This window comes from Bradyrhizobium sp. C9 (assembly GCF_002532045.1).
In the GTDB taxonomy this organism is placed as follows: Bacteria; Pseudomonadota; Alphaproteobacteria; order Rhizobiales; family Xanthobacteraceae; genus Bradyrhizobium.
The window spans coordinates 358,668-383,244 of record NZ_NWTG01000003.1 but is presented as its reverse complement, the minus strand read 5'-3'; the positions used below and the strand labels follow the sequence as shown (position 1 = coordinate 383,244).

At 65.5% G+C, this 24,577-nt stretch carries 27 protein-coding genes; 13 read left to right on the top strand and 14 right to left on the bottom strand.

Annotation, left to right across the window (positions count from 1 at the left end; translation table 11 throughout):
- The first annotated feature begins 9 nt into the window (after positions 1-9).
- Positions 10-477 carry a PaaI family thioesterase gene (locus tag CO675_RS09485; RefSeq protein ID WP_097671647.1) on the top strand — a complete coding sequence of 156 codons (468 nt, stop codon included), beginning with the start codon at positions 10-12 and terminating at the stop codon, positions 475-477.
- Between the two features lie 193 nt (positions 478-670).
- On the opposite strand, the gene CO675_RS09480 is transcribed toward CO675_RS09485, so the two are convergent.
- Positions 671-1,135: an ester cyclase gene (locus CO675_RS09480; RefSeq protein WP_097671646.1), complete on the bottom strand. Its 465-nt coding sequence runs from the start codon at positions 1,133-1,135 to the stop codon at positions 671-673.
- A gap of 247 nt (positions 1,136-1,382) precedes the next feature.
- Between CO675_RS09480 and CO675_RS09475 the strand changes: the two genes are divergently transcribed.
- Positions 1,383-1,580, top strand: a complete 198-nt coding sequence (locus CO675_RS09475; protein WP_097671645.1) for a hypothetical protein — start codon at positions 1,383-1,385, stop codon at positions 1,578-1,580.
- A gap of 18 nt (positions 1,581-1,598) precedes the next feature.
- Here CO675_RS09475 and CO675_RS09470 read toward each other — a convergent pair whose 3' ends face one another.
- Both CO675_RS09470 and CO675_RS09465 read right to left on the bottom strand, forming a co-directional pair.
- A complete protein-coding gene (locus CO675_RS09470) occupies positions 1,599-2,798 on the bottom strand; it encodes a hypothetical protein (RefSeq protein WP_097671644.1) in 1,200 nt (399 codons plus the stop codon).
- Between the two features lie 106 nt (positions 2,799-2,904).
- Positions 2,905-3,381 (bottom strand): MarR family winged helix-turn-helix transcriptional regulator, encoded by a 477-nt coding sequence (locus CO675_RS09465; protein ID WP_097671643.1) that lies wholly within the window; start codon positions 3,379-3,381, stop codon positions 2,905-2,907.
- A 97-nt stretch (positions 3,382-3,478) separates the two neighbouring features.
- On the opposite strand from CO675_RS09465, the gene CO675_RS09460 reads away from it, so the two are divergent.
- Positions 3,479-3,847: an antibiotic biosynthesis monooxygenase family protein gene (locus tag CO675_RS09460; RefSeq protein ID WP_097671642.1), complete on the top strand. Its 369-nt coding sequence runs from the start codon at positions 3,479-3,481 to the stop codon at positions 3,845-3,847.
- A gap of 47 nt (positions 3,848-3,894) precedes the next feature.
- Here the strand turns inward: CO675_RS09460 and CO675_RS09455 are convergent, their stop codons facing one another.
- The 3 genes from CO675_RS09455 to CO675_RS09445 form a co-directional block, all read right to left on the bottom strand.
- Positions 3,895-4,179: a hypothetical protein gene (locus CO675_RS09455; protein WP_097671641.1), complete on the bottom strand. Its 285-nt coding sequence runs from the start codon at positions 4,177-4,179 to the stop codon at positions 3,895-3,897.
- 92 nt (positions 4,180-4,271) lie between these two features.
- The gene (groL, locus tag CO675_RS09450) at positions 4,272-5,918 is read right to left on the bottom strand and encodes a chaperonin GroEL (RefSeq protein WP_097671640.1); all 1,647 of its coding nucleotides are present in this window, start codon (positions 5,916-5,918) and stop codon (positions 4,272-4,274) included.
- Positions 5,919-6,161: 243 nt separating this feature from the next.
- Positions 6,162-6,458: a co-chaperone GroES gene (locus tag CO675_RS09445; RefSeq protein ID WP_018269780.1), complete on the bottom strand. Its 297-nt coding sequence runs from the start codon at positions 6,456-6,458 to the stop codon at positions 6,162-6,164.
- Positions 6,459-6,777: 319 nt separating this feature from the next.
- On the opposite strand from CO675_RS09445, the gene CO675_RS09440 reads away from it, so the two are divergent.
- Entirely contained in the window at positions 6,778-7,296 is a 519-nt protein-coding gene (locus CO675_RS09440) for a hypothetical protein (RefSeq protein WP_198964551.1), read from the top strand.
- 280 nt (positions 7,297-7,576) lie between these two features.
- On the opposite strand, the gene CO675_RS09435 is transcribed toward CO675_RS09440, so the two are convergent.
- Complete coding sequence (locus CO675_RS09435; RefSeq protein ID WP_097671638.1) at positions 7,577-8,353, bottom strand: protein phosphatase CheZ; 777 nt, start codon at positions 8,351-8,353, stop codon at positions 7,577-7,579.
- Positions 8,354-8,663: 310 nt separating this feature from the next.
- Here CO675_RS09435 and CO675_RS09430 point away from each other — a divergent pair, with 310 nt between their 5' ends.
- Positions 8,664-9,473: a L,D-transpeptidase gene (locus tag CO675_RS09430; RefSeq protein ID WP_097671637.1), complete on the top strand. Its 810-nt coding sequence runs from the start codon at positions 8,664-8,666 to the stop codon at positions 9,471-9,473.
- 117 nt (positions 9,474-9,590) lie between these two features.
- Here CO675_RS09430 and CO675_RS09425 read toward each other — a convergent pair whose 3' ends face one another.
- The 6 genes from CO675_RS09425 to CO675_RS09400 form a co-directional block, all read right to left on the bottom strand.
- Positions 9,591-10,439, bottom strand: a complete 849-nt coding sequence (locus CO675_RS09425) for a DUF2076 domain-containing protein (protein ID WP_097671825.1) — start codon at positions 10,437-10,439, stop codon at positions 9,591-9,593.
- 129 nt (positions 10,440-10,568) lie between these two features.
- Positions 10,569-11,411 carry a ChbG/HpnK family deacetylase gene (locus tag CO675_RS09420; RefSeq protein WP_097671636.1) on the bottom strand — a complete coding sequence of 281 codons (843 nt, stop codon included), beginning with the start codon at positions 11,409-11,411 and terminating at the stop codon, positions 10,569-10,571.
- A complete protein-coding gene (locus tag CO675_RS09415; protein WP_097671635.1) occupies positions 11,408-12,454 on the bottom strand; it encodes a glycosyltransferase family 2 protein in 1,047 nt (348 codons plus the stop codon). The genes CO675_RS09420 and CO675_RS09415 overlap by 4 nt, the downstream gene beginning before the upstream one ends.
- Positions 12,455-12,593: 139 nt before the next feature.
- The gene (gene hisG, locus CO675_RS09410) at positions 12,594-13,571 is read right to left on the bottom strand and encodes an ATP phosphoribosyltransferase (protein ID WP_097671634.1); all 978 of its coding nucleotides are present in this window, start codon (positions 13,569-13,571) and stop codon (positions 12,594-12,596) included.
- Complete coding sequence (locus CO675_RS09405; RefSeq protein ID WP_097671824.1) at positions 13,568-14,734, bottom strand: ATP phosphoribosyltransferase regulatory subunit; 1,167 nt, start codon at positions 14,732-14,734, stop codon at positions 13,568-13,570. The genes hisG and CO675_RS09405 overlap by 4 nt, the downstream gene beginning before the upstream one ends.
- 187 nt (positions 14,735-14,921) lie before the next feature.
- Entirely contained in the window at positions 14,922-15,671 is a 750-nt protein-coding gene (locus CO675_RS09400) for a 16S rRNA (uracil(1498)-N(3))-methyltransferase (protein ID WP_097671633.1), read from the bottom strand.
- 561 nt (positions 15,672-16,232) lie between these two features.
- On the opposite strand from CO675_RS09400, the gene CO675_RS09395 reads away from it, so the two are divergent.
- Both CO675_RS09395 and ubiA read left to right on the top strand, forming a co-directional pair.
- Positions 16,233-16,973, top strand: coding sequence for a hypothetical protein (locus tag CO675_RS09395; protein WP_097671632.1), 741 nt, complete (start codon positions 16,233-16,235; stop codon positions 16,971-16,973).
- 40 nt (positions 16,974-17,013) lie between these two features.
- Positions 17,014-17,946, top strand: a complete 933-nt coding sequence (gene ubiA, locus CO675_RS09390; protein ID WP_097671631.1) for a 4-hydroxybenzoate octaprenyltransferase — start codon at positions 17,014-17,016, stop codon at positions 17,944-17,946.
- A gap of 230 nt (positions 17,947-18,176) precedes the next feature.
- Here the strand turns inward: ubiA and CO675_RS09385 are convergent, their stop codons facing one another.
- The gene (locus CO675_RS09385; protein ID WP_097671630.1) at positions 18,177-18,701 is read right to left on the bottom strand and encodes a DUF6101 family protein; all 525 of its coding nucleotides are present in this window, start codon (positions 18,699-18,701) and stop codon (positions 18,177-18,179) included.
- 276 nt (positions 18,702-18,977) lie between these two features.
- On the opposite strand from CO675_RS09385, the gene CO675_RS09380 reads away from it, so the two are divergent.
- The 6 genes from CO675_RS09380 to lpxK all read left to right on the top strand — a co-directional run bounded on the left by CO675_RS09380 (position 18,978) and on the right by lpxK (position 24,575).
- Positions 18,978-20,366, top strand: a complete 1,389-nt coding sequence (locus CO675_RS09380; protein WP_097671629.1) for a TldD/PmbA family protein — start codon at positions 18,978-18,980, stop codon at positions 20,364-20,366.
- Entirely contained in the window at positions 20,353-21,162 is an 810-nt protein-coding gene (locus CO675_RS09375) for a 3'(2'),5'-bisphosphate nucleotidase CysQ (protein ID WP_097671628.1), read from the top strand. Before CO675_RS09380 ends, CO675_RS09375 begins: the two co-directional genes overlap by 14 nt.
- A gap of 142 nt (positions 21,163-21,304) precedes the next feature.
- Positions 21,305-21,553: a DUF4170 domain-containing protein gene (locus tag CO675_RS09370; RefSeq protein ID WP_050403683.1), complete on the top strand. Its 249-nt coding sequence runs from the start codon at positions 21,305-21,307 to the stop codon at positions 21,551-21,553.
- A complete protein-coding gene (locus tag CO675_RS09365) occupies positions 21,550-22,263 on the top strand; it encodes a lysophospholipid acyltransferase family protein (protein WP_097671627.1) in 714 nt (237 codons plus the stop codon). The genes CO675_RS09370 and CO675_RS09365 overlap by 4 nt, the downstream gene beginning before the upstream one ends.
- Complete coding sequence (locus CO675_RS09360) at positions 22,226-23,560, top strand: 3-deoxy-D-manno-octulosonic acid transferase (protein ID WP_097671626.1); 1,335 nt, start codon at positions 22,226-22,228, stop codon at positions 23,558-23,560. Before CO675_RS09365 ends, CO675_RS09360 begins: the two co-directional genes overlap by 38 nt.
- Entirely contained in the window at positions 23,553-24,575 is a 1,023-nt protein-coding gene (gene lpxK / locus CO675_RS09355; RefSeq protein WP_097671625.1) for a tetraacyldisaccharide 4'-kinase, read from the top strand. The genes CO675_RS09360 and lpxK overlap by 8 nt, the downstream gene beginning before the upstream one ends.
- Positions 24,576-24,577: the final 2 nt, after the last annotated feature.

Here is a 24,577-nt window from a genome sequence, read left to right as displayed (position 1 = left end):
AGATCAGCAATGGCCAAGCGCTACGGCACCGTCGGTGCCGAACAGAAACTTGCGATGACCGGCCTCGAATTCGTGCAAGGGCTCGCCTCTGGCGTACTGCCGCTCAACACCATCGCGCGGACGCTCGGCTATGACGTCACCGAAGCCGAGCACGGCCGCGTCGTCGTTACGCTGCTGCCGACGGATGCGCATCTCAACCCGGCCGGCACCGTGCATGGCGGGCTCACCGCCACGCTGCTCGACAGCTGCATGGGGCTTGCCGTGCAGTCGACGCTCGATGCCGGAATGAACCAGACCACGCTCGAATTCAAGATTTCGCTGGTGCGGCCGATCACGCCGGACACCGGCCCGATCCGGGCCGAGGGCCAGGTGCTCAATTGCGGCCGCCGCATCGGCACCGCGGAGGGCAGGGTCACCGACGAGAAGGGGCGATTGCTCGCACATGGCACGACGACGTGCCTGATCTTTCCGGCTTGATGCACAATTGTTGCGGAGAGATTGCGCCGGTGCCGCATCGGAAGATGCCAAGCCGGCGCGGCAACATTGGAATGCCTCCAGCGAGCCTGTGGCTTAGAGACCTTCAAGTTCACCGCGCCGGTCGATTGCGTTACCCGAACGCGCAGCAAGCGCGTTCGGGTAGTGATGATGCGATCGTCGATACAGCGCCGGTTCACCCGGCGTAGCCACCCTGTTCAGGCAAGCGAATGAGGCCGAGCTGCAGCATGGCGGTCAGCGCATCTTCCTGTCCGAGCTCCTCGGCGATCCGTCCGTCCCGCACGCGCAGCACGGTCGTGCCGGCGAACGTCATCTTGCGGCCCGAGGCCGCCGGCAGCGAGCCGAGGCGGAAGTCGCTGAAGGCAGGCCCGGTGTGCGTACCGCCACCTTCCCAGCGGCCGACGACGAGATCACCTTCCGCGACGAGATCGCCGACGCCCCAGAAATTAAGATCCGGAAACGCTTCGCGAAACTCGGTGATGAACTGCGTGACCGCAGCGCGGCCCTTCTTCGGTTCGTGCATCGGGTAGTGCACGACAATGTCTGGTGTCGCGAGCTCATCGATGATGCGCGGATTCCATGGGTTTCCCCAAAAGCCCTCGAACCACCGGCCTACGATGCTCTTGTTTTCCTCTGACATCGGATCGTCTCCATTTGCGCGTTGCCGGTATCGCGACCGGCACTGTGTCGATGAACGCATTAGGCATCTTGAGACGGGTATCGTGCCACCCGATTCCAGATCGGGCGTGGCGTCGGCGTTCAGACGAGATTCCGCTTTGTCGATATGGCGCTTAGCGCTGCTTCTCGGATGTCACCGCGCAATCGGGAAGCGGGTGGCTCGCGCAACACGAACACGAAACCTCTTCGCGATCACACAGGAGAACATCATGTGCAACTTCGATGCGATCGCCGCGTTGCGCGGCGACGGACTTCGCCCCGAGCTGCGGGCGCTGCTCGATCGCGCTGCGATCGATCTTCGTTCCGAATTGTCCGTCAGAAGCGACGGGATGCTGCAGTCCGGTCCGGACGCAGCTCCCGAGATGATGCGCAACAACGTGGTGCCGCTGAAGATGAGGGCAGCCTGAATCAGTGTCGCGCCTACTTCAGCGCCACACCGACTTGTCGGCGTCCCAGCGCTGGCCTTTGAACTCCTTGAGTAGCGCGTCGATCGCGCCGTTGTCGTCCTTGGCCTCGCTGCCCTCTTCGTCGCTGCTGGAATCGTCGGACAGATTGAGCTTGGCGCCGGCGTTGTCGTCCGATGTCGAGACGGTGGGGCTCGAGACCCACAGCATCAGCCTGTCGGAGCTGCCGGGCTTGTCGGGCGAGACGAGCGCAGTGACTTCGTAGTTCTGGGTGAGGCCGAGCGCAGGATAGATCGCGCTGGGCCGCTTCAGCACCAGCTTGAGCTTGCCGGTGTTCGCGTTCCAGGTCGCAGAGGCGGGCTTTGCGGCAAGCGTCTTCGCCAGCACGCCCGCGATCGCAGTCGCGAGCTTGTCCTTGTTGATCTTGTCGCCGTCGCGCCAGTCGGCGGCCGCGAAACGGATGGTGCGATCCATCTCGACCACGCCGCTGGTCCAGCCGGCCGCCGTCACGCCGGGCGCTGATTTCGCCTTGGCGAGCAGCGCGCCGGCGTGCTCGGGATCGACGGTGAGGTTGAGGGTCTGCTCGCCGGAGCGCATCGCGTCGCAGGTCACCGCGAGGCTGGAGGTGCCGATCTCGGCGGCCTCGCCCTTCAGGCTCTTGAGGAAATCGGCCGCCGCGTCGAGCTTCACCCGCACCCCGATCGATTCCGGTGAGACGTCGGTAAAATCCTTCGGCTGCGGCGTGATGCCGTCCTCGGTGGCCTGGTTGTCCTGGAATTCCTTCTCGCTGAGATCGGAATTGTCCGTCGATGCCACCTCGGTGACGGTCTGGCCGATCGTGATCTGGCCGCGGAACTCAAAACTGTCGCCGGTCTGCTTGCGGTTCAGCTTGATCGTGATCGGCTGCTTGTCGGCGACGCTCGTGGTGGTGCCGTAGAGCGTCTGGCCGTTGATGGTCAGGTTGGCGACGAAGCGGTCCTTGCGGTCGGAACTCTTGTCGGCGGGATAGCAGACGTCGAGCACCGCCGCGGTCACGGTCTTGCCCTGGCGGGTTTCCTTCAGCACCACGTCGGCATTGCCGTCCATCAGGCCGTCGATCGCGGTGAAGTAGCGCGTCTCGGGGCCGCCCGTCGGCGCGGGCTTCGTTTGCAGCTTCATCTGGGCGAGGGCAGGTGCCGAGACGACGGCAAGACCGAGCAGCAGGAGCGGGAGCGCGCGCATACGATAAGTCCTCGAAGGGCAGAATCGGTTCCGTCGTAACTAGCAAACCTCCGTGTCATTGGCCAAAAAAGAAGGCCGCCTAACGGCGGCGCTTGCAGAATCGCCGTCATGCACGGTCGTCAGGTTCCTGGCTGCTCTCCAGCCTGCCGCGCAGCGTGCTCACGACGCGGCCGGTGGCTTCGAGGTCCTTGATCGACAGCCCGTCGGAAAGGCCGTTCACCCAGGGCAGCTGCAGGCGCATCGCCGCGTCGAAGCTTTGCCGCCCCTTCTCGGTCAGCACGACGAGCTGGGCGCGGCGATGATGCGGATTGGTCTCGAAGGTGACGAGCCCGTCCCGTTGCAGGTCGTTGACGATCCGCTGCACGTTCTGCCTGGCGGCGCCGAGGTCGCGCGCGAGCCACGCGACCGGCTGCGCGCGCTCAGAGGCGACGATGGCGCCGAGAATCTGCCAGCGCGCGCTGGTCAGGCCAAGTCCGGCCACCATCCGGTCGCCGGCGGTGAACAGCAGGCTGTTGAGCCTGAACAGGTCGAGAATCAGCTCGCTCAGGGCTTCGCCGGCCGGCGTTCGCTTGGTTTGCGGCATTTGTCACCATAAGTTGATATTGACATCATGATGTCAAATATCATATGTATCCATCAGATCGAAATGACATCATAGCACCATATTAACGGAGCCAGCCATGCCGCAGATGCGCCCCCTCGACCCCGCATTCCCGATCGACCGCCAGCTCGCGGTCGAGGTGACCAATGTCGTGCTCATCAACGTCTTCACGCTCGATGCGGCCGATGAGGACACCTTCCTGAAGGCCTGGCAGGCCGACGCCGCCATCATGAAGCGGCAGGCCGGCTTCATCTCGACTCAGCTGCACCGCGCACTCGGCGACAGCCCGGCCTATCTGAATTACGCGGTGTGGGAATCGACCGCGGCGTTCCGGGCTGCTTTTGCGAACCCCGAGTTCAGGGCCAAGCTTTCGGCCTATCCGGACTCGGCGGTGGCGTCGCCGCATCTGTTCCAGAAGGTGGCGGTGGCAGACATTTGCGTGGCTTAGGCGGCTGTCGGACTTATGGCCTCGTCGCAGTCAAGGGTCGCCCAACCCTAGATCACCATCAGAATGCCGAGCGTGGCAAGCGCAGTCAGAAAGGATATGTTTAGAGATCGCAACGGCGCTTTCGGACGATGGCCGGTCGAACTAGCAATGACGCAATAGAGGTAGTATCCCGCGCCTAGGACGACGGACGTTAACGTTTGCTTGGACCACAACGTCAAAATGACAGCGAAATCGTCGACCCTGTCCAACGCATAAGCGCCTAGCGCGAGGACCGTGCCGATCCCGTAGAACAGCACGAGCGTTGTCGTCAGTGATCTGGCGTCGCGGGACATGCGATGATCCTTACATCCTGATCGTCATCAAATCGCAAAAAAGAAGGCCGCCCGGAGGCGGCCTTCGATCTCGATGCGGATGTGGCGGGAGCTTAGAAGCCGCCCATGCCGCCCATTCCTCCCATGCCGCCGCCGCCCGGCATCGCCGGCGCCGCGTCCTTCGGCACTTCGGCGACCATGGCTTCGGTAGTCACCAAGAGGCCGGCCACCGAGGAGGCGTCCTGCAGCGCAGTGCGCACCACCTTGGCAGGGTCGATGATGCCCTTGTCGACCATGTCGACATAGTCCTCGGTCTGGGCGTCGAAGCCGAAGGTCTCCGACTTGTTCTCGAGGATCTTGCCGACCACGATCGAGCCCTCGACACCGGCGTTCTCCGAGATCTGGCGAACCGGAGCTTCGAGCGCCTTGAGCACGATGTTGATGCCGGCCTGGACGTCGGCATTGGGGTTGGTGAGACGGCCGACCGCCTTCTTGGCGCGCAGCAGTGCGACGCCGCCGCCGGGCACGATGCCTTCCTGCACCGCGGCGCGGGTCGCGTTCAGCGCGTCCTCGACACGGTCCTTCTTCTCCTTGACCTCGACCTCGGTCGCACCGCCGACCTTGATGACGGCAACGCCGCCAGCGAGCTTGGCAAGGCGCTCCTGCAGCTTCTCACGGTCGTAGTCCGAGGTGGTTTCCTCGATCTGCGCCTTGATCTGGCCAACGCGGGCGTCGATGTCCTTCTTCTTGCCGGCGCCCTTGACGATCGTGGTGTTCTCCTTGTCGATCACGATCTTGCCGGCGCGGCCGAGCATGTTGACCGTGACGTTCTCGAGCTTCATGCCGAGGTCGTCGGAGATCAGCTGACCGCCGGTCAGGATCGCGATGTCCTCCAGCATCGCCTTGCGGCGATCGCCGAAGCCCGGCGCCTTGACGGCGGCGACCTTGAGGCCGCCGCGCAGGCGGTTGACCACCAGCGTCGCCAGCGCCTCGCCCTCGACGTCCTCGGCGAGGATCAGGAGCGGACGGCCCGACTGCACCACGGCTTCCAGCACCGGAAGCATCGACTGCAGGCCGGTCAGCTTCTTCTCGTGCAGCAGGATGTAGGCATCCTCGAGCTCGGCGGTCATCTTCTCGGCGTTGGTGATGAAGTAGGGGCTGAGATAGCCGCGGTCGAACTTCATGCCCTCGACGATGTCGACCTCGGTCTCGAGCGACTTGTTTTCCTCGACGGTGATGACGCCCTCGTTGCCGACCTTCTGCATCGCCTGCGCGATCATCTTGCCGATCGCGGCATCGCCATTGGCCGAGATGGTGCCGACCTGGGCGACCTCGGCGGAGGAGGCGACCGGCTTGGCGCGCTTCTCGATGTCCTTGATCACGGCGGCGACCGCGGTGTCGATGCCGCGCTTGAGGTCCATCGGGTTCATGCCGGCGGCGACCGACTTGGCGCCCTCGCGGACGATGGCCTGCGCCAGCACGGTCGCGGTGGTGGTGCCGTCACCGGCGGTGTCGTTGGTCTTGGAAGCGACCTCGCGCAGCATCTGCGCGCCCATGTTCTCGAACTTGTCGTCGAGCTCGATCTCCTTGGCGACGGTGACGCCGTCCTTGGTGATGCGGGGAGCGCCGAAGCTCTTCTCGATGACGACGTTGCGGCCCTTCGGGCCGAGCGTCACCTTCACGGCGTTGGCGAGCACGTCGACACCGCGCAGCATGCGGTCGCGGGCGTCTCCGGCGAATTTTACGTCCTTGGCAGCCATTGATTTGAACTCCTGGAATGATTGGATGCGGTTGTTTGCTGCTTGATGGCCGGGTCCTCTTCTCCTCTCCCCTTGTGGGAGAGGGTGGACGCGATGCAGAAGCATCGCGGACGGGTGAGGGGTCTGTCTCCGCGGATGGAGACCCCTCATCCGGCGCGCTTTGCGCGCCACCTTCTCCCACAAGGGGAGAAGGAAAGAGGTGATTGTGCCGACGGCCGGTACAGCGGCTCTCGGGTTAGCGGATTACGCCAGCACGCCCATGATGTCGGACTCCTTCATGATCAGGAGCTCCTGGTTGTCTAGCTTGACCTCGGTGCCCGACCATTTGCCGAACAGCACGCGGTCGCCGACCTTGAGGTCGATCGGGATCAGCTTGCCGGCCTCGTCGCGGCCACCCGGGCCGACGGCGACGATCTCGCCCTGGGACGGCTTCTCCTTGGCCGAGTCCGGAATGATGATGCCGCCCTTGGACTTCTCCTCGGCATCGATACGCTTGACCACGACGCGGTCATGCAGTGGGCGGAAGGTGGATTTAGCCATGACGTTCCCTCTTGGAGGCTCGGTTTCAGGTCCGGTTCATCGAGACCGGCGTTGAATGCCGGTCCGGTCGGCGCCAGGCAGGACGCCCGGCGCATTTAGCAATCGTGGAGCAAGAGTGCTAATTGTGCGCCGGGAAATATGGCTTGGCGCAGTTTCTGTCAAGCAAACGGGTTAAGGCCTTGGTGAGGCCAATATAGGATGGTGGACCGGAAACCAAATCGTAGCGATGACGTAATTTTGTCAGACGTCATTGCTCCGCCTTAAGTTTTACGCTTGGCTGCAGGACGGGTGCGGCCGGGAGATAGTTCGGGGGATGCATATGATCAGGTCACTCAACGCGCGATTGGTCGCACGGTTCGCGGCTGTCTCGGCGCTGACGACACTTTTGGGGGCGTGCGGCAGCATGAGCCTGCCGTCGCTGTCGTCGAACCCCGAGCCGGGGCCGGTCGAGCCGGGGGTGGCTCCGGAGATGCCGGCGAGCATCCGCGCCGACGAGATCGTCGGCCGCTGGGGCCTCGCCTCGTTCCAGAATCCCGCCGACCGCGCCCGCACCGAGGCCGCCGCGCGCGGCCAGTGCAAGCAGCCTTACGTAATCGGCGCCGGCCAGAACGGCGGCGTGGTCATGCATCTGGCCGACCAGGCAACCCCGCAGGAACTGCGGCTGAAGGGGTCCCCGAGCGGCAAGAACTATATCGGCCCGCCCGGACCGGTGCCCGGCGAGCAGGACCGCGAGATCATCTCGTTCGACGGCCGGGTCATGATCACCCGCTTCGTCGACAAGGACGCCGCCACCCGCTACGGCAACATGGTCTACGTCCGCTGCGCCCCGAGGGCGTGACGGCGAAGCCTGAATTTCAGTCCACCCTCAAGCCACGTCGGCAGTACACCTCTCCCCTTGTGGGAGAGGTCGGATTGCATCGCCAGATGCAATCCGGGTGAGGGGTCTCTCTCCGCGGGTGAGTCTCTTAGACGTGTGTCCGCGGATAGAAACCCCTCATCCGGCGCGCTTTGCGCGCCACCTTCTCCCACCAGGAGAGAAGGGTAGAGAGACCATCGATGGAACAAACAAAAACGCCGGCCTTCGAGGCCGGCGTTTTGTATTCTGCCAATGCGATCGTTCAGTTGAACATCGCGTCGATGTCGTCCTGCGAGGCGTGGCCGGCGTCGCCGTCGAGCTTCGGGCCGTTGAGCAGGCGGGCATCGCCCTCGCGGGTGTCGACGATCGGCGGGACATGGGTCTTGATGGCGTCGACGCCGCCCCAGATGTTCATCATCTCGTTGATGTGCTGTTCGATGAACTTCATCGTCTGCATCACCTTGCTGATGCGCTGGCCGGTGAGGTCCTGGAAGTTGCAGGCCTCGAAGATCGAGACCACGCGCTCCTGAATATCTTCGCTGAGCCGCTTCTGCTGGTCGGGCGTCACGTTGTTGGCGAGCGCGGTCGCGGCCTGGTCGATCGCCTCCACCGCCTCGAGGATCTGCTGGGTGGCCTGTTCGGTGCCGCCGACCACGGCGCCGAGTTCGCCATTGACCTTGGCCATCTCCTCGCCGTTGAAGCTCTTGCCGTGCAGCACGGCGATCTCGCGCTTGGTGCGGCTGATCGCGTCGTGGATCAGGTCGAGCTCGACCTTGAGCTTCTCGCACTGTTCGACCTGCGCGCGGTAGGTCTCGAGCAGCGCGTGCGTCTCGGCGACTTCGCGGGCGACGGCGGCATCGACGCTGTCGCCGGTGCGCTGCGCGGGTGTCGCGGCCATCTGGGCGCGGATCGAGCGAAGCTCTGACATGATCTCCCGATGCATCGGACCGAGGTCGGCACCGCCGGCAACTTCCGGCTCCGGCATCACGACTTCGCCCATGGCCTGCTCGACACGAAAACGCTTACGCTTCACTGACATGATTTCATTCCCGCCCCTTCACTGCCGTCCGTTCTAGCGAGAGGTGATTTAACGTCAGGTTCACGCGGGAACAGTTTGCGCCGCGCGCGCGCAACCGCAGCGATACCGGCGATTAACCATGTCGCCGCGGCGTTCACGCAAAATAAACGCTGTCAGGGAAAACCGCGCTGCATTGCCGACGTGGTGAATCCAAACCGCGATTCCGTTTACCAAACCGATGCGGTTTTCATTGCTTATTGACCACGTGCAACGGGGCTTGTGCGCTCCGTCCACGTCACTCGTCACGACGAAACCAGTACAGAGTACGTCGATGTTCAGGAAAACCACGCTTGCGCTGCTCGCCGGCGCTTCTTCGCTTGTTGCCGTTCCCCATTATGCCATGGCGATCGACGCATCGGCTCAGCCCGAGCCCACCGTGATCTACGCCAATCAGGGCGCGCCGCAGCCGCCGATGCGCACCGCCTATGTGCAGCCGCAACGCTCCAACATGGGCGGCGGCTTCATCGAATTCCTGTTCGGCGATGCGCCGTCGTCGCAGGGTTATTCGCGAGAGCCGATGTATCAGCAGCAGCCTGGCTATTACGGCAACCGCCAGGGGCTGCCGCCGATGGATCCGCAGCAGCAGATGATCCGCCAGCAGGAAGAGGCCGCGGGCGATCCGACGCAGCGTCCGTTCGATCCCCGATATGAGAAGCAGCTGGTCGATTACAGCGGCAAGGAAGGCGCCGGCACCATCGTCGTCGATACGCCGAACAAGTTCCTCTATCTGGTGCAGGGCGACGGCCGCGCGCTGCGCTACGGCATCGGCGTCGGACGCCCCGGCTTCACCTGGGCCGGCGTCAAGACGATCTCGGCTAAGAAGGAATGGCCGGCCTGGACCCCGCCGCCGGAAATGCTGGCGCGCCGTCCCGATCTGCCGCGGCACATGGAAGGCGGCCCGGAGAATCCGCTCGGCGCCCGCGCGATGTATCTCGGCTCCTCGCTCTACCGCATCCACGGCTCCAACGAGCCCTGGACGATCGGCACCAACGTCTCGTCCGGCTGCATCCGGATGCGCAACGAGGACGTGATCGACCTCTACGGCCGCGTCAATGTCGGCGCCAAGGTCGTCGTGATGTAAGATTGGTTTTGAAGCAACTGCCCCAAAGACGGTGTCGTCCCGGCTTTCGCCGGGACGACGGAATCAAAACGGCCGCTCGATGGAGCGGCCGTTTGCGTTCAGGCGACATGCATACGCTTACGCGTAGTTGCTGTCGTCGCCGCCACCATCATCGAAGCCGCCGTCGTCATTGTCGAAGTCGTCGGCGTCTTGATCATCGTCACTGTCCCGGTCGGCCTGCGCCTGGTCGAACGCGCTGGCGCGCGAGCCGGAATCACTGTCGCGACCGGACGAATTGACATCGTTGATCCCGGCGTCACGGGCAAGGTTGCTCGACGACTGGTCGCCGCCCCACGGACGTGAGCCGCCCAAGCCGCCGGCGTCCGCCAGCGACTGGTGGCCGCCGCCACCCATCATGCCGCGGATGCTGGAGAGCAGCAGCCCGCCGCCGACCACGCCGGCCGCGGCTGCAGCCGCGGTGCCGAGGAACGAGCCGCCACCGCTGCCGGGCGCGCCGCCCCCGAAGGGCGGAGGCTGCTGGCCGCCGTAGGGCTGGCCGTATTGGGGCTGGCCGTATTGCTGCGGCGGCTGGCCATAGCCGCCCGCCTGCTGCATCGCCTGGCCCGAGTTCCAGACCGGGCGGCTGCCGCCAACATCCGGCGGGCGCACCGGCGGCACCGAGCCGTGCGGCTGCTGCTGGCCCTGTCCGAAGATTGCATCGCGCATCGAATCGAGGAAGCCGCCGCCCTGCTGCTGCGCACCCTGTTGCTGGCCGACCGCGGCCTCGAGCTCCTGGATCCGGTCGTGGGCGCGCTTCAGCGCCTCGTCCTGCACCAGCGCGGTTTGCACCAGCGTGTAAACCGCATTCGGCGCGCTACGTAGGCCTTGCATGATCGCGGACATGGCCTCGCCGTCGCGCGGGGCATTCTCCAGCTTGGCGAGGCGGTCGAAGAGATCGTCGATCAATTGGCGTTCTTGCGGTGTCATGGCGTTCTCCATCGCGTCGATCGAATCGGCGCGCGGCTGATGTAGGACGGGCTTTGTGGCGCAAGGAGTGGGGGCCAGAATTAAATTTATGTATGCGACAATCCGACCGGCGGTTTTTCGTGAACCTTATCAGGCCAGTGTAACTTTATTCAGGGCCAGCAGCGCGGGGAAATCGTCGCCTGCAAGATAGGCGTGCTCGGTCTCGCGCTGCGTCGTCAGCGGGTCGAGGTTCTTCAGGGTTTCATCGACGAAACCGGGATGGCACATCACGAGCCCGTCCTCGGGCAGGCCGTCGAGGAAGCCCTGCATCAGCGCGGCGAATTCGCTGCCGCGTGTAAAATCGTAGGCGCCGGCGAAGGCCGGATTGAAGCGCAGGCCCGACCGCTGGGCCTTGATCCGGAATTGGGTGCTGAGCACGTTCAGCACCAGCGCCTTCGGCGCCGCCAGCTGGCGCGCCAGCGGACCTTCGCGTCCGCACTGCCGCACCCAGGCGTTTGGCGCGCGCTCCTTCACGGCGCGCAGGAAGCCGTCGCGCACCTGCGGGAACAGCTGCGCATGTTGGTGGCCGTCGACGAAATCGGGCACGCGGCCGAACAGATCGTGGAAGGCGTCGAGCTGCGCCAGCACTTCGGCATGGACCAGATCGGCATCGAGCCGGTGCATCAGCCCGGCGCGGAGCAGTTTTGGGAAGGGCAGGAACATGTCGCCGTCGAGCGGACGGAAATGCATCGTCAGCGGGCGGAACGGCGCGGTCAGCGTCACATGCAGCCCGATCGCGCAGCGCGGGCTTTTCGCCACCGAGGCCTGGAGCGCGGACGCAGCCTCGCGGCCGATCGCCGGCGTCACCATCATCACCGACGTCGCATTGAGACGGCCGCGCTCGATCAGGTCGCGGATCGCGCGGTTGACGCCATCGCTCAAGCCATAATCGTCAGCACACAGCCAGATCCGGCGCGGCGAAACTTCGCTCATTCGGCGGCGGTCCGCTCGGTGGCGCTCTGCGCCGTTCCGCCGTCGGCGTGCTTCTCGGTATGCTCGGCGACGAAGTAGATCGGCCGTGCCTTCAATTCGGAGAGGATCTTGCCGATATATTCGCCGACGATGCCGATCATGATCAGCTGGACGCCGCCGATCGTCATCACGCCGATCATCAGCGACGGATAGCCGGGCACCTGCTTGCCGGTGGTCAGGACTTCCCACAGGATCGAGAGACCGAACAGGAACGCCGCGCCGGCGAGCAGCGCGCCGAGCAGGCTGGCGAAGCGCAGCGGCGCCACCGAGAACGAGGTCAGGCCCTCGATCGACAGGCCGATCAGCCGGCCGGCGTTGAAGGTGGTGACGCCATGCGCGCGCGGCGCCGGCTCGTAGTCGACGCGGATCTGCTTGAAGCCGATCCAGCTGGCGAGGCCCTTGAAGAAGCGGTTGCGCTCCGGCAGTTGCCGCAAGGCGGCGGCCGCACGCGGCGACAGCAGGCGGAAGTCGCCGGCATCCTCGGGTATCTGCTGCCGCGCGCCCCAGTTGATCAGCGCGTAGAAGCCGCGCACCGCAAGCCGCCGGAAAGCCGATTCATTGTCGCGATGCGCCTTCGCCGTGTAGACCACGTCGTAGCCGTCATCGATCCAGTGCGCGACCAGCTGCTCCACCAATGTCGGCGGATGCTGGCCATCGCCGTCCATGAACAGCACCGCGCCGCGGCGGGCGTGGTCGAGGCCCGCCATCAGCGCCGCCTCCTTGCCGAAATTGCGCGACAGCGACACCACCTGGAGGTCGAGCCCGTCGGCGGGCAGGCCGCGCGCGATCGCCAGCGTGTTGTCCGCGCTGCCGTCGTCGACATAGACCACTTCGCAATTGAGCCCGTAGCGGGCGCGCAACGAGCCGGCGAGGTCGATCAGCCGTTGGTGCAGCGCCGCAAGCCCGGCCGCCTCGTTGTAGACGGGCACGACGATGGACAGACCCTGCGCGGCGGCGGTCTTGGCGGTCGTGGTCAGGCTGGAAACGTCAGAGCCCAGCATCATCGGTCAGGTTCCAGAACTAGAGCGTTTTCCAGCGAAATCGGGTTCGCCTTCGCGTGAGGAAAACGCGTCACGACGAGAGATCATGAACACAATATGGTACCGGCGGCCGGCTGTCGCCAACATGAACGGCGACACCGGCTCATTGTCGCAGGAACGCCTCGAGCTTGGCGAACAGCGGGTTCTCGCGGTCGAACACATAGTCCAGCGACACCACCGACACGGTTTCGGCGCCGTGCTCGCGCAGGAAGCTGCCGAGCGCGTAGAGCTTGCCCGGTGGGCAGTGCAGCGTAAGCATGCCTGATGAGGTCGGCCCGCCGAACGGGGCGACCACGCCGAAACGGGTATGCGCCTCGGACAGCAGGGCGTCGTTGCAGCCGGCGAAGCGGGTGCGGACCTCGCGGTACTTGGCTGCGCGGGCGCGCGCGGCGATGTGGTCGAGGATGACGCGGGCGGTCTCGCGGGCGCCGGTCGACCAGTCGGCATCGCGGGAGGCGACGAGGTTGGCCTGGCTGCGCAGCATCACGCCGTCGTCGAGCACCTTGAGCCCGTTGGCGGCGAGCGTCGCGCCCGTGGTCGTGATGTCGACGATCAGCTCGGCGGTGCCGGCCGCGGGCGCGCCCTCGGTGGCGCCGGCGCTTTCGACGATGCGGTAGTCACCGACGCCGTGCTTGGCAAAGAAGCCTCGCGTCAGGTTGATGTATTTGGTCGCAACCCGCATGCGGTGATTGTGCTGCTCGCGGAAGCCGCTCGCGACGTCGTCGAGGTCGGCCATGGTGCGGACGTCGATCCAGGCCTGCGGCACCGCGACCACGACATTGGCATAGCCGAAGCCGAGGCCCTCGATCATCAGCACGCGCTTGTCGGCATCGGGAATGCTCTCGCGCACCAGATCCTCGCCGGTGACGCCGAGATGCACCGAGCCGCGCGCCAGGTGGGCCGCGATCTCGCTCGCCGACAGATAGGCGATCTCGACATTGTCGACGCCGGCGATGGTGCCGCGATAGTCGCGCGCGCCGCCGGCCTTCGACAAGGTCAGCCCGGCGCGGGCGAAGAAGCTTTCCGCGTTTTCCTGCAAGCGTCCCTTGGAGGGAACGGCGACGACGAACGGCGTGCTCATTGGGCGCCTCCGGTAGCGCCGGCCTTGCCATGCCGGTTCATCGCCTCGATCCAGACCGAGAAGCCGACTGCGGGGATCGGACTGGTCGAGCCGAGCTGCGACATCAGCCCGTCATAGCGGCCGCCCGCGACCAGCGGCTCGGCGCCGTTGCCCTTGGCGTGGAGCTCGAACTCGAAGCCGGTGTAGTAGTCGAGGCCGCGGCCGAACGCGGTCGCGAACCGCGTCTTCCTGATGTCGATGCCGCGCGCGGCCATGAAGCCGACCCGGCTCTCGAACTGGTCGATCGCCGCGGCAAGATCCAGCCTGGCGTCGACGGCGAGCGCGCGCAGCTGCGCGACCGCGTCGTCGGGATCGCCCGATATCGCGAGGAAGCGCTTGATGGTGGCGAGCGCATCGCGCGGCAGCGCGCCACCCTTCAGCGTCGATTGCTCGAGGAAGCGGTCGGCGATCTCGGCGACCGTGCGTCCGCCGACATTGGTGGTGCCGGCGATCGACATCAGGTCGGTAACCAGCGCCAGCGCCGCCTTGCGGTCGGAGCCGGCCAGCGCCGCGAGCACGCCTTCATATTCGTTGCGGCCCGGCGCGGTCGCCAAGGTCAGCTGCTCGATGTCGTCGGTCAGCGAAACCTTGCGGTTGAAATCCTTGATCAGCCGGCGCCGCCACACCGGGTAAAGCTCCAGTGCATCGATCAGCGCGTTGAACAGCGCGACGTCGCCGGTGCGGATCTCGACATCCTTCAACCCGAACGCCGTGGTCGCCTCCAGCGCCAGCGCCAGCATCTCGGCGTCGGCCGCGGCGCGGTCCTGCCGCCCGAACGATTCGATGCCGGCCTGCAGGAACTGGCTTGGCTGGCCGTCGCGATAGCGGAACACGGGCCCGAGATAGCTGAAGCCGGCCGGCTGGCCGGCGCGGGGCGAGGCGAGGTAGTCGCGCGCCACCGGGATCGTGAGATCCGGGCGCAGGCAGAGCTCCTCGCCGCTCGGGTCGGTGGTCAGATACAGGCTTTTGCGGATGTCTTCGCCGGACAGGTCGAGGAACGGCTCGGCCGGCTGCAGGATCGCGGGCTCGGACCTCAGATAACCGGCCTGCGCGAACGAGGCCAGCAGCGCATCCGCCCATAAGGCGGATCCGGCGGCGGTTCGTGGTGCGGCAGCTTCGGTCATCTCGACGTCCAATTCGCTCCGAAATCGCGCTTCAGAGCGGGTTCCGTGGGTGGTGTTGGCGGAGCCCTTAGCATGGCCGTATCAGGGTTTCGACAGGGATCAGCCAAGTGGCTTAATGATTGGGTTCGTTAACGATTTTGCGACGGCTTGGCTAGGGGAAGATGTTTCCCACAGCCGGGCTACGCGCTCACCTGGTCCCCCAATCCCCCAGCGCCGCCTGCACCAGCGCGAGCGCCGCGACGGCGGCGGTGTCGGCGCGCAGGATGCGCGGGCCGAGTGCGAGGCGGAGGATGGCGGGCTGGCGCAGCAGCAGCGTGCGCTCCTCCTCGGCAAAGCCGCCCTCGGGGCCGATCAACACGTCGATCCCGCCGTTTGCGGCAGTCGCCGCCTGCAGCGCCTGCACCGGGCTCGCCACTTCGGCCGCCTCGTCGCAGAACACCAGAAGCCGCGCCGGATCGCGTCCCGCCAGAAAACGTTCGAGCGGGAGGGGATCGGCGACCTCGGCGAGCGAGATGATGCCGCATTGCTCGGCGGCTTCGACCACGTTGGCGCGCATCCGCTCGCTGTTGACCCGCGACACCTGGGTGAAGCGGGTCAGCACCGGCACGAGCCTTGCCGCGCCCATCTCGACCGCCTTCTGCACCATGTAGTCGAGCCGCGCATGTTTCAGCGGCGCGAAAACGTAGGTGACATCGGGCAGGCGGTCCTGCGGGCGGGTCTGCGCCGTGATCGTCAGCGTGTCGGCCCGCTTGCGGCCGGAAATCTCGGCGCGCCATTCGCCGTCGCGGCCGTTGAACACCAGCACGGTGTCGCCGGCACCCAGCCGCAGCACGTTGCCGAGATAGTTGCTCTGATCGCGTTCGAGCGAAACGGTCGCGCCGGCACCGAGCGGGGCATCGACAAACAGGCGGGGGCTGCGAAAATCGAGTTCAGGCATGTCCTAGGTTCCTGAGCCGCGTTCTAGCCCAAAGGTGCTGCCAAGTATCGCCCGCTGCTGTTGATTGCGATCGGAGGGGATCGTCAGATTCCGTGACCGGCATCGTGTGCGCCGGCGTGAGAAGGCTTCCATGCGGCGGGGCAAGTTAACCAAGCCGGGCGACACCGTAGTCCCGCGGACTCGTCAGGAACGCTCCGGCCAACTAGTACAGGGGTGTCGATATATTGCTTCTGTCACCAAGTCATTTTTGAAGTCCGAGGGGTCGCTTGCACGCGGCCCCTTTTGTCGTTCGGACAGCGCGCGGAAGCCGCGGATTCAAACCGAGGCGTGACCGAAAATCCCGTTCAGGCACATTTGATGCCCCGGTTTTACCGCCGTTCGCAGCCTAAAGGCTTCAAATCGGGGAACAATTTAATGTGGCCGGTGTGGCCCTACGCCGCGCTGTCGCCCAAATCCACGGGTTGTTAAGGGCTCACAGGAATCGTAAAACGCCCCCAAATTTCGTTGCTTCGTTTTGTTGCGCTGGGGTTGCCTGGACCTTTTGCCGGAGAAACACCCTCGATGATCCGCCGTCTGATCGTGCTGACCGTTGCCGCGACCGCCCTGTCTGCTGGGCACGCCGCGGCCCAGAGCGCCTTTCCGGCGCCGCTGCCCAATCAAGGCCAGGCCGGCACCGCGTCGGATCCCGCGTTCCCGCCGGTGAACGGCACGCGTGCAAGCCCAAGCCGGGCAGGCACCGCTTCAGATCCTGCGTTCCCGCCGGTCAACGGCGCGCCGGCGGCCAGGGTCGGCGCCACGCCGTCGGCATTTCCGTCCAATGGAGCAGCTCCGATTGCCGGCGGCGGCCTGTCGTCTCCCCCGCCCCCGCCCAGCGCCGGTGGTGGCGCTGCCGGTGATGCCTGCATGAAGGATTTCGTTCCGCTGCGCGAGGAGACCGAGAAGCGCGGCAAGGCGATCAAGGCGGCGAGCGACCGGCACGCCAGCCCCCAGGAGGCCTGCAAGCTGATCGGCAATTACAGCCAGGCCGAAGTCAGGATGATCAAATACGTCGACACCAACGCGGCGAAATGCGGAATCCCGCCGCAGATCTCCGATCAGCTCAAGACCGGTCACAAGAATACCGAAGCGCTGCTGAAGAAGGTCTGCAACGTCGCGGAGCAGGCGGCGGCGCAGCCGCGCGGGCCCGCGGGACCGTCGCTGAGCGACGTGCTCGGCTCGTCCGCCTCGCTGCCGGAAGCGACGCCGACCAAGAAGGGCGGCAGCACCTTCGACACGCTGAACGGCAACGTTCTGACCCGATGATCGGGCGTCCGATGATTGACCAACCAATGATTGCGCATTCATGAGCGATGTCTCCGCCCGCGTTGCCGACTCCACAGGCAACTGGGTGGATACCCACGCGCCGGTCTGGTCGCGGCCCTATCTGCGGCTTGCGCGCTACGACCGGCCGATCGGCTCCTGGCTGCTATTGATGCCGTGCTGGTGGTCGGCGGCGCTCGCCGCCGGCGTCGCACATGATGTTCGCTCGCTCCCGCTCGTCGTCCTGCTGTTCTTCATCGGCGCCTTCGTGATGCGCGGCGCAGGCTGCACCTGGAACGACATCACCGATCGCGATCTCGACGCCAAGGTCGAGCGCACCCGGTCGCGGCCGATCCCGGCCGGGCAGGTCACGGTGGCGCAAGCCGTGGTCTTCATGGTCCTGCAGGCGCTGATCGGGCTCGCGGTGCTGCTGCAGTTCAACCGCTTTGCGATCATGACCGGCATTGCCTCGCTGGTGATCGTTGCGATCTACCCGTTCATGAAGCGGATCACCTGGTGGCCGCAGGTCGTGCTCGGCCTCGCCTTTTCCTACGGCGCCCTGATGGGATTTGCGGTGACGCTCGAGCGCATCGACGCGGCTGCAATCGCGCTTTACGCCGGCTCGATCGCCTGGGTGATCGCCTACGACACCATTTACGCCCATCAGGACGCCGAGGATGATGCGCTGATCGGCGTCAAATCCACCGCGCGCCTGTTCGGCGCACGCACCCGTCGCGCACTCGTGATCTTCTATGGGCTCGCCGTGCTACTGATCGGCATGGCGTTCGCGCTTGCGGACGCGCGCTGGCCGGCCTGGATTGGGCTAGCGGCGTTCGCGCTGCATCTCGCCTGGCAGGTCCGCCGGCTCGATACCAGCGATCCCGCGCTCTGCCTGCGCATCTTCAAATCCAACCGCGACGCCGGCTTCATCCTGTTCGCAAGCCTCGTCGTCGATGCGGTGCTGCGGGCGGCTTAGGTCGCGAGAATGCGAAGCTGCGTCCTCGTTCTCGGCTGTCATCGCCCGGCTTGAATCGAGAACCATCCTCATCGTCGTCCTGGCGAAAGCCAGGACCCATTGCCCCAAGTCTCGATTGTTGCGCGACGCTGGGGCCGCGATCCCGTTCATCACCGAATGCGGTGGTTATGGGTCCTGGCTTTCGCCAGGACGACCAAGAGGTGAGAGGCGTGGAATGCGACGAAGCGAACTCAGTCCCGCGCGATGATCTCGCGCTCGTCGCGATGCACGCTGGTGCCGTTCAGGCTGACGCCGGCGCGGCGGCGGACCAGGAATTTCGGGCGGCGCGCGCGGATCGCGTTGCGGCGGCGGCGGCGCGCGGCAGGCTGGCGCGGCGCCGGCTCGGTCAGTTGCGGGAGACGGAAGATGTCGCTCCAGATCTGCCAGGCGGAGGCGATCTCTTCGACATCCGAACTGGTGCCGAGCGGAATGGTGAGCGCGGGATCGCGGTGAACCAGCACCAGCATCTGCGCGTCGTCGATGCCGCGCAGCGCGACGCCGAGAAAATCGCTGACGCGAACATTGACCGCCATCCGCATGCCGAGAACGGCGCGGCGCAGCACGACATGTTCGCGATGAAGCTCGACCTGCCGCATGCCGCCATCCGCGCGCGCATCCTGCGCGTGGAAGCTGAGCGGAAGGGAAAGTGGGTCGAGCCGCAGTGCGCGGCTCGACCCGGCGGAATTGATTCCGCTTGTTGGTGTTTGACGCCTCAAAGCCTTAGTCTCCCCGCCGGGATTATGTTCCCGGTCGATGTGTGAGAGCCTAGCCGAGCGATGGCCGTTTCGGCTTAAAAAGCCTGGTTAACCGCTCCTCACCTGGCGCCATGATTGACAAGAGGTTGGCCCGCATGATTGACGAAGCCTTGCGCCGATCACTCAAATCTTTGTTGCCCGCCGGTGCAAAGTGCTTGAATTCCCTGTGAATCCGGCACATCTGGTTAGGTCTGTCGACGCCATTCCGGGCCCCCCTCAATCCGCAGGAATTCGTTCGTGAACTCTTCACCATCTGCATCGCGACACGGCGATACCTCCGATCTGTTCGATCAGTCCGGCCTGAGCGACCTTGCGCAGCGTCTGGTCGAAGCCGCAAAGCGCGCCGGCGCCGATGCTGCCGACGCCATCGCGGTGCGCGGCGTCTCGCAAGGCGTCGAAGTCCGCGACGGCCGCGTCGAGGAAACCGAACGCTCTGAAGGCGATGATGTCGGACTTCGGGTGTTCGTCGGCCAGCGCCAGGCGGTGGTCTCGACCAACGACGTCAGCGGCGACGGGGTTGCAAAGCTCGCCGAGCGTGCGGTCGCGATGGCGCGCGTGGCGCCCGACGACAAATATGTCGGTCTGGCCGATCCCGCGCTCCATGCGCATGATTTCCCCGATCTCGATCTGCTCGACCGCAATGTCCCGACCACGGCCGAGCTCGAGCAGCGCGCCATCGAAGCAGAGGCTGCAGCGCTCGCGGTCAAGGGTGTCACCAAGTCCGGTGGTGCGTCGGCCTCGACCGGGATCGGCGGCATGGTGCTGGTGACCTCGACCGGCTTCCACGGTTCGTATCTGCGCTCCAGCCACGGCATCTCGACGACGGCGATTTCCGGTGAGGGTACCGGCATGGAGCGCGACTATGATTTCACCAGCGCGCCGCATGCGTCCGATCTCGACTCGCCCACGGCCGTTGGCCGCAAGGCCGGCGAGCGCGCGGTGGCGCGGGGAAATCCGCGCAAGGTCGAGACCTGCAAGGTGCCTGTGGTGTTCGACCCGCGGGTTGCCGGCTCGATCGTCGGCCATCTGGTCGGCGCGATCAATGGTGCTTCGATCGCGCGCAAGACCAGCTTCCTGAAGGACAAGCTCGGCGAGCAGCTGTTCTCCCGGGATATCCGCATCATCGATGATCCTTTGCGCGTGCGCGGCCTGCGCTCGCAGACCTTCGATGCCGAGGGCGTCAAGGTGAAGAAGATCGCACTGATCGACGAAGGCGTGCTGACCAGTTGGGTGCTGGACTCCGCGACCGCGCGCGAGCTCGGCCTGGTCACGACCGGGCATGCGCATCGCGGCGTGTCGTCCTCGCCGTCGCCCGGAACCTATAATCTGCATCTCGAGCCGGGTGCGGTGACGCCGAAGGAACTGATCTCCGACATCAAGCAGGGCTTCTATGTCACCGACCTGATCGGCTCCGGCGTCAACGGCGTCACCGGCGATTACAGCCGCGGCGCCTCCGGCTTCTGGATCGAGAATGGCGAGATCACTTATCCGGTCAGCGAAGTGACCATCGCCGGACACCTGCTGCCGATGTTCAAGTCGCTGGTTGCCGCCAACGATCTGGAATTCCGCTACGGCGTCAATTCGCCGACATTGCGCATCGAGGGCCTGACGCTTGGCGGACGCTGATACGGACGACTGGACCAAGGCGCGCGACGCCGCCTTGCTGACCAGATCGGTGCAGGAAGCAGGCCGGCTCGCATCGTCGCTGTTCCGCACCGAGTTGAAGAACTGGATCAAGGGCGCGTCCTCGCCGGTCTCCGAGGCCGACATCGCCGTCAACGACCTGCTGGAGCAGCAGCTGCGCTCGGCGACGCCGGGTTACGGCTGGCTGTCGGAGGAGAGCGCCGACAACGCGACCCGGCTCGACAGGCGTTTCACCTGGATCGTCGATCCGATCGACGGCACCCGCGCCTATCTCTCCGGCCGCGAGGATTGGTGCGTCAGTGTGGCGCTGGTTGAAAATGCATCGCCGGTGCTCGCGGCGGTGTATGCGCCGGTGACCGAGGAATTCTTCTTCGCCGCCCGCGGCCAGGGCGCCACGCTGAACGACAGCGGCGTGCATGCGACCGCGGGCACCGAGTTCGATTTTCCCCGCATGGCCGGACCGAAACCGCTGGTGCAGCGGCTGAGCCCGACGCCCGATGAGATCACGCTGTTTCCGCGGATCGGATCGCTCGCCCTGCGATTGTGCCGTGTAGCACAAGGTCGACTTGACGCCGCTTTTGCCGGCGGGCAAAGCCGCGACTGGGATCTTGCCGCCGCGAATTTGATCGTGCAGGAAGCGGGTGGTAAGATGACCGCGCTCTCGGGGGAAGCGATTGAGTACAATCGCCGGGAGGTAACGCATGGGGTGCTGGTGGCAGCAGGACGCGAACGTCATGCACGCATTGTCGAGCATTTTCGCAACCGTCCATTGCCGTGAGGCCCCGCCGATCCGCACCGCGCTTCCGATTGTGACGAACTGACTTGTTACGACAGACTTGTGACGACCAGACTTGTAGCGACCAGACCTGTGACGACCACGACTTCATTTGCTTGCCGGGCATCTCGTTAGGAAAACCATCATGTCAGACAATGCCCAGCCACAGCTGCTCCACCTCGTGATCGGCGGCGAGTTGACCGATCTCGAGCACAACACCTTCAAGAATCTGGACGAAGTCGAGATCGTCGGCGTCTACCCGAACTATGCGACCGCCTATGCGGCCTGGAAGGCGAAGGCGCAAGCGACCGTGGACAACGCCCAGATGCGCTATTTCGTCGTTCACCTCCACCGGTTGCTCGATCCCGAGCAGGACGCAAAGCACTCCCATTGAAACGACTATTTCGCGATCTGCTGCGCAGCGGCTTCGTGCAGCGCGCGCTGGGTGTGCTTGCGGCCGAGTATCTGCGGCTGGTGTGGTACACCAACCGCTTCATCTATCAGCCGCATGACGTATACGGGATCGTCGAGCCCTTGATGCCGGCGATCTTCGTGTTCTGGCACGGCCAGCACTTCATGACGCCGTTCATCAAGACCAAGGACAGCTACCGCGCCAAGGTCTTGATCTCCCGCCACCGCGACGGCGAGTTCAATGCCCTGGCGGTCGAGCGGCTCGGCATCGGCACGATCAGGGGTTCCGGCGATCATTCCGGCGCGTTCCATCGCAAGGGCGGCGTCGGCGCTTTCCTGGAGATGGTCCGGACGCTGGAAGACGGCTGCAACATGGCCACCACGGCCGATGTGCCGAAGCGGGCGCGGGTGGCGGGCCTCGGGGCCATCATGCTGGCGCGGGAAACCGGCCGGCCGATTATTCCCTTTGCGATGGTCACCAGCCGATTCATCCGGTTGAAAAACTGGGATTCCACGACCATCAATTTGCCATTCGGGCGCGGCGCAGTGGTAGGTATTGAGCCGGTCTATGTGCCGCCGGACGCCGATGCCGCGACGATGGAAAAGCTTCGGCAGCACGTGGAGAATCTGCTCAACGAAGCGACCCGGCGCGCCTATGCAGCCGTCGGGCGGCCGGAGGCAACGCTTGGCTAGCTCGCTACCGATGACGTTGCGTGTCTATCGCAAGCTGTCGTCCGCGATGGTGCCGCTTGCGCCTGCGCTGATCAAGCGGCGGCTCAAGCTCGGCAAGGAAGACCCCGAACGGGTCGGCGAACGGCGCGGCGTCAGCGCCGATACCAGGCCGCAGGGGCCGCTGGTGTGGATTCACGGCGCGAGCGTCGGCGAGGTGCTGGCGGCGGTGGGGCTGATCGAACGGCTGCGCGCGCTCAATCTGCGCATCCTGCTCACCTCGGGCACGGTGACCTCGGCCGCGATCGTCGCCAAGCGCTTTCCGCCCGACGTGATCCATCAATACGTGCCGTATGACTCGCCGCGCTATGTCGCGCGCTTTCTCGACCACTGGCATCCGTCGCTGGCGCTGTTCATCGAGTCCGACCTGTGGCCGAACCTGATCCTGTCGAGCGCCGCGCGGCGGCTGCCGATGGTCTTGATCAACGGGCGGATGTCGCAGCGCTCGTTCCCGCGCTGGCGCCGGGTCTCCAACACCATCGGGGCGCTGCTCGGACGGTTCGACATCTGCCTCGCGCAGTCGAAGACCGATGCCGAACGCTTTGCCGCGCTCGGCAGCCAGAATGTCATGGTCACCGGCAACCTCAAGCTCGACGTCGCGGCGCCGCCGGCTGATCCCGCCAAGCTGGAGCGGCTGATGTCGGTGACGCGCGGCCGCGCGATTGTGGTCGCCGCGTCCACCCATCCCGGCGAGGAAGAGATCCTGATCGAGGCGCACAAAGCGCTTGCCGGATACTTCCCGGGGTTGCTCACGGTGATCGTGCCGCGGCACGCCGCGCGCGGCGAGGCCGTGGCGCGGCTCGTGACGGAACGGGGCCTGCGCCCCGGGCTGCGCTCGCACGAGGATCTGCCGGTCGCGACAACGGATATCTATGTCGCCGACACGATGGGCGAGCTCGGCCTGTTCTATCGGTTGGCACCGATCGTGTTCATGGGCGGTTCGCTGGTCGCGCATGGCGGCCAGAACCCGATCGAGGCGATCAAGCTCGGCGCTGCGATCGTGCACGGCCCGCACGTCTTCAATTTCACCGAAGTCTATGAGGCGCTCGATCGCGCAGGCGGCGCGCGGCGCACCGACGATCTGGACGCGCTGGTCAAGCAGCTCGGCCAGTTCCTCGCCGATCCCGCGGCGCGCGATACGTCGCTTGCGGCCTCCGAGCGCGTCGTCGAACAGCTCGGTGGTGCGCTGGAGCGCACCGTGACCGCTCTCGAGCCCTATCTGTTGCAGCTGCAGCTCGAGATGGGAGCCGCCAATGCGTGAGCCGGCCTTCTGGCACCGGCCATCGTCTTGGACATCGCAACTGCTCCGACCGCTTGCCGTGCTCTATGGCGCGGTGGCCGCACGGCGGATGCGGCAAGCCGGCATCGATGCCGGCATTCCCGTGATCTGCGTCGGCAATTACCATGTCGGCGGCGCCGGCAAGACGCCGACGGTGCTGGCGCTGGCGAAACTGTTGCGCGAGCTCGACGAGCGGCCGGTGGTGATCAGCCGTGGCTATGGCGGCCGGCTTGCCGGGCCGGTCAAGGTCGATCCGGAATTGCACGATGCCGCCGATGTCGGTGACGAACCGCTGATGATGGCCGCGACCTTGCCGGTCGTGGTCTCGCGTGACCGTGCCGCCGGCCTGGCGCTGGCGCGCGCGCAGAACGCAAGCGTGATCCTGATGGATGACGGCTTCCAGAATCCATCCGTGCTCAAGGACGCCTGCCTGATCGTGATCGACGGTACGCGCGGCATCGGCAATGGCCGCGTCATTCCGGCAGGACCGTTGCGCGCACCGCTGTTGCCGCAGCTGGAACGCACCGATGCGCTGATCGTGGTCGGCGAGGGGAGTGGCGCGAAGAACATTGCCGCCGACCTGGCGTCCCGCGGCAAGCCGATATTGTCGGCGCATCTGAGGCCCGATGAGGCCTCATTGAGTGCGTTGCGCGGTCGGCGCGTACTCGCCTTCGCCGGCATCGGCGATCCCGCGCGCTTCTTCAACACGCTGCGCGCAAGCGGCGTCGACGTCGTGCGCAACATGGCTTTCCCCGATCATCATGCCTTCACCAAGGATGAGATCGCGCAGCTCGTCGCTGACGCGAGAGGTGACGGCTTGACGCTGGTGACGACGGAAAAGGATCTGGCGCGGTTGCGTGGTCCGGCCGGGATGCCGGCCTGGGCACAGGCGATCGCACCGTTCGCGGTGACGCTGCAATTCGAGGATGCTGCCGCGCTGCGGCGTCTGGTGAGCGATCAACTGTTCAGGGCGCGGAACAGGAGGCTGGGCGCATGAGC

Excerpts from the sequence above, each read along its gene's own strand:
- CO675_RS09485 (WP_097671647.1), top strand. The coding sequence starts at position 10 with ATGGCCAAGCGCTACGGCACCGTCGGTGCCGAACAGAAACTTGCGATG.
- CO675_RS09480 (WP_097671646.1), bottom strand. The coding sequence starts at position 1,135 with ATGTCAGAGGAAAACAAGAGCATCGTAGGCCGGTGGTTCGAGGGCTTT.
- CO675_RS09475 (WP_097671645.1), top strand. The coding sequence starts at position 1,383 with ATGTGCAACTTCGATGCGATCGCCGCGTTGCGCGGCGACGGACTTCGC.
- CO675_RS09470 (WP_097671644.1), bottom strand. The coding sequence starts at position 2,798 with ATGCGCGCGCTCCCGCTCCTGCTGCTCGGTCTTGCCGTCGTCTCGGCA.
- CO675_RS09465 (WP_097671643.1), bottom strand. The coding sequence starts at position 3,381 with ATGCCGCAAACCAAGCGAACGCCGGCCGGCGAAGCCCTGAGCGAGCTG.
- CO675_RS09460 (WP_097671642.1), top strand. The coding sequence starts at position 3,479 with ATGCCGCAGATGCGCCCCCTCGACCCCGCATTCCCGATCGACCGCCAG.
- CO675_RS09455 (WP_097671641.1), bottom strand. The coding sequence starts at position 4,179 with ATGTCCCGCGACGCCAGATCACTGACGACAACGCTCGTGCTGTTCTAC.
- groL (WP_097671640.1), bottom strand. The coding sequence starts at position 5,918 with ATGGCTGCCAAGGACGTAAAATTCGCCGGAGACGCCCGCGACCGCATG.
- CO675_RS09445 (WP_018269780.1), bottom strand. The coding sequence starts at position 6,458 with ATGGCTAAATCCACCTTCCGCCCACTGCATGACCGCGTCGTGGTCAAG.
- CO675_RS09440 (WP_198964551.1), top strand. The coding sequence starts at position 6,778 with ATGATCAGGTCACTCAACGCGCGATTGGTCGCACGGTTCGCGGCTGTC.
- CO675_RS09435 (WP_097671638.1), bottom strand. The coding sequence starts at position 8,353 with ATGTCAGTGAAGCGTAAGCGTTTTCGTGTCGAGCAGGCCATGGGCGAA.
- CO675_RS09430 (WP_097671637.1), top strand. The coding sequence starts at position 8,664 with ATGTTCAGGAAAACCACGCTTGCGCTGCTCGCCGGCGCTTCTTCGCTT.
- CO675_RS09425 (WP_097671825.1), bottom strand. The coding sequence starts at position 10,439 with ATGACACCGCAAGAACGCCAATTGATCGACGATCTCTTCGACCGCCTC.
- CO675_RS09420 (WP_097671636.1), bottom strand. The coding sequence starts at position 11,411 with ATGAGCGAAGTTTCGCCGCGCCGGATCTGGCTGTGTGCTGACGATTAT.
- CO675_RS09415 (WP_097671635.1), bottom strand. The coding sequence starts at position 12,454 with ATGATGCTGGGCTCTGACGTTTCCAGCCTGACCACGACCGCCAAGACC.
- hisG (WP_097671634.1), bottom strand. The coding sequence starts at position 13,571 with ATGAGCACGCCGTTCGTCGTCGCCGTTCCCTCCAAGGGACGCTTGCAG.
- CO675_RS09405 (WP_097671824.1), bottom strand. The coding sequence starts at position 14,734 with ATGACCGAAGCTGCCGCACCACGAACCGCCGCCGGATCCGCCTTATGG.
- CO675_RS09400 (WP_097671633.1), bottom strand. The coding sequence starts at position 15,671 with ATGCCTGAACTCGATTTTCGCAGCCCCCGCCTGTTTGTCGATGCCCCG.
- CO675_RS09395 (WP_097671632.1), top strand. The coding sequence starts at position 16,233 with ATGATCCGCCGTCTGATCGTGCTGACCGTTGCCGCGACCGCCCTGTCT.
- ubiA (WP_097671631.1), top strand. The coding sequence starts at position 17,014 with ATGAGCGATGTCTCCGCCCGCGTTGCCGACTCCACAGGCAACTGGGTG.
- CO675_RS09370 (WP_050403683.1), top strand. The coding sequence starts at position 21,305 with ATGTCAGACAATGCCCAGCCACAGCTGCTCCACCTCGTGATCGGCGGC.
- CO675_RS09360 (WP_097671626.1), top strand. The coding sequence starts at position 22,226 with ATGCAGCCGTCGGGCGGCCGGAGGCAACGCTTGGCTAGCTCGCTACCG.
- lpxK (WP_097671625.1), top strand. The coding sequence starts at position 23,553 with ATGCGTGAGCCGGCCTTCTGGCACCGGCCATCGTCTTGGACATCGCAA.